Annotated in this window: 7 protein-coding genes; 1 reads left to right on the top strand and 6 read right to left on the bottom strand. The window is 66.1% G+C overall.

Going from position 1 to position 7,431, the window contains the following annotated elements:
* The 3 genes from OXF11_09175 to OXF11_09165 all read right to left on the bottom strand — a co-directional run.
* Positions 1-219, bottom strand: a 219-nt coding sequence (locus tag OXF11_09175; protein ID MCY4487271.1) for an AbrB/MazE/SpoVT family DNA-binding domain-containing protein, incomplete at its 3' end; no start/stop codon positions are given.
* Positions 220-364: 145 nt separating this feature from the next.
* On the bottom strand, positions 365-1,678 hold the full coding sequence (locus tag OXF11_09170; protein ID MCY4487270.1) for an MFS transporter: 1,314 nt from the start codon (positions 1,676-1,678) through the stop codon (positions 365-367).
* A gap of 79 nt (positions 1,679-1,757) precedes the next feature.
* Entirely contained in the window at positions 1,758-2,624 is an 867-nt protein-coding gene (locus OXF11_09165) for a hypothetical protein (protein ID MCY4487269.1), read from the bottom strand.
* 147 nt (positions 2,625-2,771) lie between these two features.
* Between OXF11_09165 and OXF11_09160 the strand changes: the two genes are divergently transcribed.
* Entirely contained in the window at positions 2,772-3,770 is a 999-nt protein-coding gene (locus tag OXF11_09160) for an amidohydrolase family protein (protein ID MCY4487268.1), read from the top strand.
* A gap of 47 nt (positions 3,771-3,817) precedes the next feature.
* Here OXF11_09160 and OXF11_09155 read toward each other — a convergent pair whose 3' ends face one another.
* The 3 genes from OXF11_09155 to OXF11_09145 form a co-directional block, all read right to left on the bottom strand.
* Positions 3,818-5,962: a tripartite tricarboxylate transporter permease gene (locus OXF11_09155; GenBank protein ID MCY4487267.1), complete on the bottom strand. Its 2,145-nt coding sequence runs from the start codon at positions 5,960-5,962 to the stop codon at positions 3,818-3,820.
* A gap of 42 nt (positions 5,963-6,004) precedes the next feature.
* The gene (locus tag OXF11_09150; GenBank protein ID MCY4487266.1) at positions 6,005-7,054 is read right to left on the bottom strand and encodes a hypothetical protein; all 1,050 of its coding nucleotides are present in this window, start codon (positions 7,052-7,054) and stop codon (positions 6,005-6,007) included.
* 100 nt (positions 7,055-7,154) lie between these two features.
* Positions 7,155-7,431: hypothetical protein (locus OXF11_09145; GenBank protein MCY4487265.1), on the bottom strand; the 277-nt coding region annotated here is incomplete at its 5' end.

Below are 7,431 nucleotides of genomic sequence, written 5' to 3'. Positions count from 1 at the left end.
GGCCATGGCGCGGTATGTCTCTTTCCAGGACAGGCTGTTCTTTTCCTTGCTGTAAAGAAGCACTCCGTCCTCCGCCTCTTCAAGGACCAGGGAATCGCTCCACCCGTACTTCTGCAAGAGCGCCTTCGGGAGGCGGATGCCCTTGGAATTGCCCACCGAGACCAGCTTGACGTCTCTCTTCACCGTCTTGTCACCTCTCGCGACCGTTCCCTCGCGCATCGTTGGACACCTCCTCCAGCTATTGGTGCAGTGATTACAGTAATTACTTTTATCCCCTGACGTCAAGCGATACGATTTTGGGCGCCAGCCAGTCCCCTTACGGCCGGCAAGTTCGACGCGTTACGCATTCCCCGCGCCGCCCATCCTACTCCGGCCCCTCCGGCCTCAGCTCCCGCACCCCACGGTTGGAAACCGCCATGATCCCCGCCGCCCCAAGCATGACGAGACCCCCAAGAATCACCGCCGACGGGGCGCCGGCGAGCCTGCCGAGGAACGGTGACAAGTGGTCCCGGGACAGGCCGGCGACGGCGCCCATCTGCAGTTGCCCCAAGGGGAGGACGACGCTGTAGTTCATGCCCCAGATGGCCATGACCCGGCCGCGGTACTGGTCGGGGACGCGTGTCTGGACCGAGGTCTGGGTGCTTACCATGAAGAAGGAGAGGCCGACGCCGGCCAACAACAGCATGCCCAATGCCAGCGGGAAGGCGCCGGAAAACCCGAACAGCGTGAGGAAGAAGGCATGGATTCCCGCGCCCATGAGAATCAGCCACCCGCGCTTCGGGAAGTATCCGAGGTTGGCGGCCACCAGGGCGCCGAGCAGGGCGCCGATGCCGCTGACCACGTACAGGGTACCCAGGGTGGAGCCGTCGCCGCGGAACACGACATCGGCGAAGACCGGCAGGAGCGCGGTGTGGGACGCCAGAAGGAAGATGTCCAGGTAGTTCAGTCCGATGAGGGAGCGAAAGAGCTTGCGGGTCCATACGAACGAGAGCCCGCCCAGGAGAGTGCGGACGAAGTTGCCGCCCCGGGTGCGTTCGATGAACGGCACCCGTACGGGAAGGAGCAACAGGCCGAAAGCCAGGTAGGTCGCCGCGGCTACATAGTAGGCCGCCCCGGCGCCGGACAGGGGGGCGCCGGTGTAGTCCGCCACGTAGTCGATGGTGAACCCCGCCAGGGCGGGTCCGAAGATTCGGGTGCCCGGCCAGATCATGGAATTGAGGCTCACCGCGTTCATCAGGTGCGAGCGGTCCAGGAGGTGCGGGAAAAGCGCCTGGCGGGCGGGATGGTCGAAGGCCTGTATGCCGCCGTGGATGGCGGCGACGGCGAACACGTGCCAGACCTGCACCAGCCCGGTGGTTACCAGCGTGGCCAGCGCCAGCAGCAGGAGCGCGGTGACGTACTGGAGCAACATGAGGAAGCGCCGGAGCTCCAGCTTGTCGGCGGCCGCGCCGCCGAAGAGCGTCAGCGCTATCGCCGGGGTGGCGGCCACCAGCCCCAGGGCGCCCAGCACGTACTCAGACCCTGTCAACTCCCAGGCCAGCCACCCGTGCGCGAGGATCAGCATCTGGTGGCCGGCCACCGCGGTGAGGTGCCCGAACCAGTAGAGGCGGAAGCTGCGGTACTGGAGGACGCGGAAGACGTGCAGCTTGTCGCCGAGTCGCGTGAGTGTCTGGTTCATGGGAAGCGGCGGCTCAACAAAAAGAAAGGCCCCCTCACGTTCATGGGGGGCCTTCTCCAATGTAGTATTCCCGCTCCAATTACAGCTTCACCAAATCCGAGTAGCTGGCCTGCGAGTCGGGCTTGAGGCCGTACCCGGCCATCCAGTTGCGCGCCCGGTTGAACTCTTCTTCGGTGTAGTCCTCGGGGTAGACATAGTCCAGCCGGTTGAGGTTCAGGTCCTCGAACTTGAAATCACCCATGAGGTCGTCGGGAATGTCGCGCAGCAGGAGCGCGGCGTGCTTCTTGAGGTCGGAGTTGATCTCGTCCACGCAACGCCGGAGGGCGCGGAAGATGGCTCCACGGGTATCCTCGGCGTCGTCAGCGTTCACGAAAAGCAGCCCCCAGTACTTGGACTCGGCCAGCACGCGGCAACCGCGCTTCTCGGCCAGGCTGATGAACGGCTCCATCAAGGTTGCGGCCTCCACCTCGCCATTAAGCAACATGCGGGTGCGGATGGCGGGTCCGCCGTCGTGCCGCAACTTGACCCGGTCCTTGTCGCAGTGCCCCTCGAGCATCTTGTAGGTCATGTAGTGGGAGCCGGTCTGGTCCTGTATCGAGAGGGGCACGTCCGCGAGGTCGTCGAGCCGGTGATAGGAGGAATCGCCCCTGACGATGATGGCCATGGTGGCGACGCTCTCGCGGCGGCCGAGGATCCAGCCGTCGCGCTCGCCGTCGGCGGCGCGCTTGATCACGCCCCACTCGCATTTGTTGTACCCCTCCAGGTCGCCGCACTCGTAGTCCGAGGCGATGGGGCGCTCGAACACGCCCGCGGGCTGAAGCTGCGAGTCCGGCGTCACCACTTCCGCGTCGATGCCCTCGGCCGCCATGAAGCCCTTCTCCACGCCCACATCCCAGGGCAGCGTCCACACGGTTCCTTCACTGGTAACTCTGATCTTGCGACTCATGATAAACCGACCTCCGACGTGATGGGATAATGGAGCGAGACTAGCATACCCGCCATAATGATGGAACAATTCCATCCTGAGCGAAGCCCGAGGCGAGGCCCTTGCCTTCGCCCGTGGACACTACTACCGAGTCAAGGAGAACCGTGCATGCATACCTGTGCCATCGACATTCATCACCACTACATGCCGCCTGGCCTGATCGAGGAGTTGAAGGCCCATGGCGACGCAGTGGGCACGGAGGTGGGCCGCACCCCGGAGGGCCTCAACACCGTCACCATCGGCGGGGGGCCGAGCTTCGTGGTGCCGCCGCCGCTCATGGACGTGGAGAAGCGGCTGGAGAACATGGACAAGGGCAAGATCGCCCTGGCCACCCTGGAGCCCCACACCGCCTGTCTCGGCTACCGGCTCAACCCGGAGCAGGGGGAAGCTTGGTGCAACCTCTACAACGAGGGCCTGATGGAGCTCAGGACGCGCCACCCGGACCGCTTCACCGCGCTGGCGGCGGTGCCGCTCCAGGACCCCAAGCGCGCCGCCAAGGTACTGGAGCGCGGCATCCTGGAACACAAGCTGGCCGGAGCCTACATCGGCACCAACGTCAACGGCGAGTACTACCGGAGCCAGGAGTTCGACGCCTTCTGGGGCAAGGCGCAGGAGTTGGACGCCCTCATCGTCATGCATCCCGAGGACATCGCGGGCCTTGAGCGCATGGGCACGTACGGCCTGTTCCTCATCTGCGGCAACCCCGCGGACACGGCCCTGTCGCTGGGGTTCATGACCTACAGCGGTGTGTTCGACCGCTTCCCCGACCTGAAGGTCTGCACGCTCCACGGCGGCGGCTTCTTTCCCTACCACCTGGGGCGCTTCGACCAGGGCTTCGGGGTGCGGCCGGGGGCGGCGGACGCGGAGGCCCAGGAGAGGCCCAGCGCCTACCTCAAGAACCTGTATTCTGACGCGCTCGTGTACCGGGTGGATACGCTGGAGTATCTCAAGAGCCTGCTGGGGTGGGAGCACCTGATGGTCGGGACGGACTATCCGTATCCGCTGGGGGACTGGAGCGCGGTGGAGAAGGTGGAGGCACTGGACTGTCCGGACGAGCAGAAGCTGGCGATTTTGGAGGGGAACGCGCGGCGGTTGTTGAAACTATAGAGTGGCGGGGAATGGCTGTGGGTGGCGAGGAATGACGTGGGTCATCCCTACCCTACCGGCCAGAGGCCGAAGATGGACTCGGGCCATACGATGTGGAGGGCGACGTCGTAGAAGCCGACGATCAGCGCCAGGAATGCGAGGGCGATCCCCGCGGACACGAGCCAGCCGGCCCGGCCGTAGTACATGAGGTAGAGGAAGAGAATTCCCGGCAACGCGACGTGCACGCCGATCAGCCAGATGGCGGCGTACATGAGCGCGGTGAAGCCGAAGATGCGCACGAACCGCCGGCTTTCGCTCTTGGGGTCGTCGCCGAGGATGAAGCCGGTGTCCATGATGTCGCCTTCCTCGATGCGCTTCTCGGGGGTGCCCCTCAGCAGCGTCCACACCCGGATGAGCCAGAACGGTGTTCCCACCAGCACCGCGATCCTGGGCATCAGGTCGGCGCCTTCCGGATAACTGAACGAGTCGATGAACAGGTAGAGGAAGAAGGCGCCCACCGCGAGCAGGAGCACGATCTCTCCGGCGACTTCGAGGGTGAAGCGACGGCCGGCGGGACTCTCCCCGGGCTTGCCGCCCGTTGATGGTGGCGACGCCGCGGCGTCCGGGACCGCCGCCTCATCCACGCGCGCGGCGCCTTCCGCCTCGTGCCCCGCGCCCTTAGCGGCCGCCTGCCCCGATTTTTCGCCTTCGGTCATGGACAACATGGCCTTGCGGGCGCCGCGTTGTGCCCGCAGGCTGAACAGGGTCACCGCCACCATGAACGCCAGGATGACCAGGAACTGCGGACGCAGCAGCATTCCCCAGCCGTAGTTGTTGACCGAGATCCACAGGAACCGTTCCAGGATGTCCGCCAGCGCCACTGCGATGAGGATGGGCGGTCGCGGCCAGCCGTAGCGCTTCATAAAGACGCCCAACAGACCGAAAGCGAGCACCGCGCCGAGGTCGCCCAGAGCGCCGTTGGCCGCCAGCGCCGCCAGCGACACGATGCCCACCACCACCGGCGCCAGGATGTTGGGCGGGATCACCGCGATGCGGCACAGGGTCGGGGCGAAGGCCAGCATGATGGGCACGACGACGAGGTTAGCGAAGGCGATGGTGTAGACCATGCTCACGGTGAGGTCGAGGTGCCGCGTGAGCATGAGCGGGCCGGGGGTGATGCCGGTGAGGACCAGGATGGCGAGGACGATGGCCATGCCGCCGCTGCCGGGGATGCCGAACACCACGGTGGGTATGAGCACGCCCCCGTCCACCGAGTTGTTGGCGGCGTCGGAGGCGATGACCCCGCGGACGTCGCCCTTGCCGAAGGTCTCGGTGCCGCCGGGCTCGGTCTGGCGCGCCTGGGCGTAGGCGATCCAGTGGGCGGCGCTGCCGCCGACTCCGGGCATGATGCCCACGAACACGCCGATGAGCGACGAGCGCACCATCAGCCACTTGTGGCTCCAGGCCTCCCACATCCCGCGCCACACGTCGGCCTTGGCCTCGCGCAGGAGCGTGTCCAGGCGCGCCCGGGCGATGGTGGTGTCCCCCACCACCAGCGCGATGGCCTCGGGCAGCGCGAACAGGCCCACCACCACCGGCACGAGCCCGAAGCCGTCCCACAGGTAGAAGTCGAAGCCCATGGCGGCGCGCACGTTGCCGCCCAGGTCGGCGTAGCCCACCATGGCGATGGCGATGCCGAAGGCCGCGGTGAGGATACCCTTGACGAAGGCGCCGGCGCTCACCACCGCCACCGCCAGCACCCCCATGAGCGTCAACAGGAAGAACTCGGCCGAGCCGAACCATTCCAGGAGTTGGCGGCTCACCGGCAGCGCCAGCAACAGCGCGATGGCGCCGATGACGCCGCCCACGATGGTGGTGGTGTAGCTCGCCCCCAGAGCGACCCCGGCCAGGCCTTGCTGGGCCATGGGATAGCCGTCCAGCACCGTGGCCTGGGCCGAGCGGGCGCCGGGGACGCCGAACAGGATGGCGGGGATGGGCTCGGTGATGTCGCTGGCCGCCATGTGGAACACCACGATGGTGATGGCGACCCATGGGTCGAGGTGGACCGCGAGGCTCAGGACCACCACGGACACCGGCAGGCCGCCTCCGGGCATGAGCCCGGAGAACAGCGCCACCGGCAGCACCAGGAGCATCGCCAGGAGCGGCCCCGGCGAAAAGAGGTGGAACAGCGCGTCAACGGAAGCTTCGAGCATGAAGTCCCCCGCGACGGATCACTGCCTCAAGCTCCCAAGCCCCTAGCGTTTCTCGCCCATCAACTGCTGGAAGAACAGCGTGCCGTCCGGAGACAGCGTGTTGATGGTGGCGAGCTGTTTCTCATACTCCTCGGGCGACCCGTAGCCCACGTCGTAGCCCGCATCGTTGGCCGCCTTGACGAACGCCGGGTCCTCGATGGTGGCCTTGAAGGACTTGCGCCATACATCCACGATGGCTTGGGGCGTCTTGGGCGGCAGCATGAAGGCCCTCAGGTGCTGGTGGATGTTCACCGCCGTCGTGAACGCCAGTTTTTGCGCATCGGAGATCTCGACGCCCGGCAACTCGAGGATGTTGTACGGCTTCTCGCCGCCCAGGCGCTCCACCCACGCATCATCCGGCGGCGCGTTCCACCAGTACAGCGGCACCAGCCGCTTCTTCTCGATCAGCTCCGGGTACATGCGCGGCAGCCGGCGATCGAGACAGGTCACCACCTCGGTCTCGCCCCGGGCGAACGCCGCCAGCTCCTCGCCGGTGGACTTGTAGCCGTAGATGACCCGGACGGGGCCGCCCACGAGCTGCATGAACTCCGCCCCCATGGGCACCCGGCCGATGCCCGGCCTCTGGGACGCGAAGCGCAGCGGCCGGCCCATCTTGAGCACGTCTTCCCACGACTTGACGATGTTGCGGTCGCCGCAGATCACGTAGTCGTCGTCCACCAGCGTGGGCGCGCCGACGATGATCAGCTCCTTCACGTCGAAGCCCGGCACGTCCACGCCCGCCAGCTCCTTCATCACGAGGCTGGTGTAGTGTGGCCCCGCGGTCAGGCCATCGGGCCTGGAACGGTTCATGTACTGGGTGCCCTTGAGCCCGGCGCCGCCGGGCACGTTGCGCACGATGAAACGCGGGTTCCCCGGGAAGTGCTTGCCGGCGAACTTGGTGAACAGCCGGGTGATGAGGTCGTAGCCGCCCCCCGGCGAGGACCCGACGATTAGGTTGATGGTCTTGCCCTTGAAACTGACGTCCTGCGCGGCTGCCTGGCCGGCGAGCAGCAGGACGAACAAAATGGCGATGGCCCAGCGTAGCTGTCTCATGGCGGAGTCCTTTCTCCGTGCAGCGCACGGATTGACCCGAATACCGACGAATCCGAAATTCACCTGCTTCTTTCCGTTGCTGAAGCTGCCTGACTTCCTTTTACGTTGTGGGATAGAGCGCGTCCACCATCCGGCGCTTGTGATAGTCCGGCGTGCCCAGATACTGGTACAGCGTGTGCGCGAGCACGCTATGCACCATCAGCGGGTGCAGATAATCCGTGCCGGGGCCGGCGTGGACCATGTGCGAGTAGCTGCACGCCTGGTGGTAGCCCTCGCTGGCCGCGGCCTTGGACTCGTGGATGCCGGCTTCGGCGGGCATTCCCTCGTCGAGCTCCCACAGGGTCTCGTAGGTGGCCATCCGCGCCCGGTCCATGTGG

Source organism: Deltaproteobacteria bacterium (genome assembly GCA_026712905.1).
Classification (GTDB): domain Bacteria; phylum Desulfobacterota; class Binatia; order UBA9968; family JAJDTQ01; genus JAJDTQ01.
This window is presented reverse-complemented; position numbering and strand designations above follow the sequence as displayed.

Bases quoted from the DNA above. Each gene is read 5' to 3' on its own strand.
- OXF11_09150 (MCY4487266.1), bottom strand. From the start codon at position 7,054: ATGAGACAGCTACGCTGGGCCATCGCCATTTTGTTCGTCCTGCTGCTC.
- OXF11_09170 (MCY4487270.1), bottom strand. From the start codon at position 1,678: ATGAACCAGACACTCACGCGACTCGGCGACAAGCTGCACGTCTTCCGC.
- OXF11_09160 (MCY4487268.1), top strand. From the start codon at position 2,772: ATGCATACCTGTGCCATCGACATTCATCACCACTACATGCCGCCTGGC.
- OXF11_09155 (MCY4487267.1), bottom strand. From the start codon at position 5,962: ATGCTCGAAGCTTCCGTTGACGCGCTGTTCCACCTCTTTTCGCCGGGG.
- OXF11_09165 (MCY4487269.1), bottom strand. From the start codon at position 2,624: ATGAGTCGCAAGATCAGAGTTACCAGTGAAGGAACCGTGTGGACGCTG.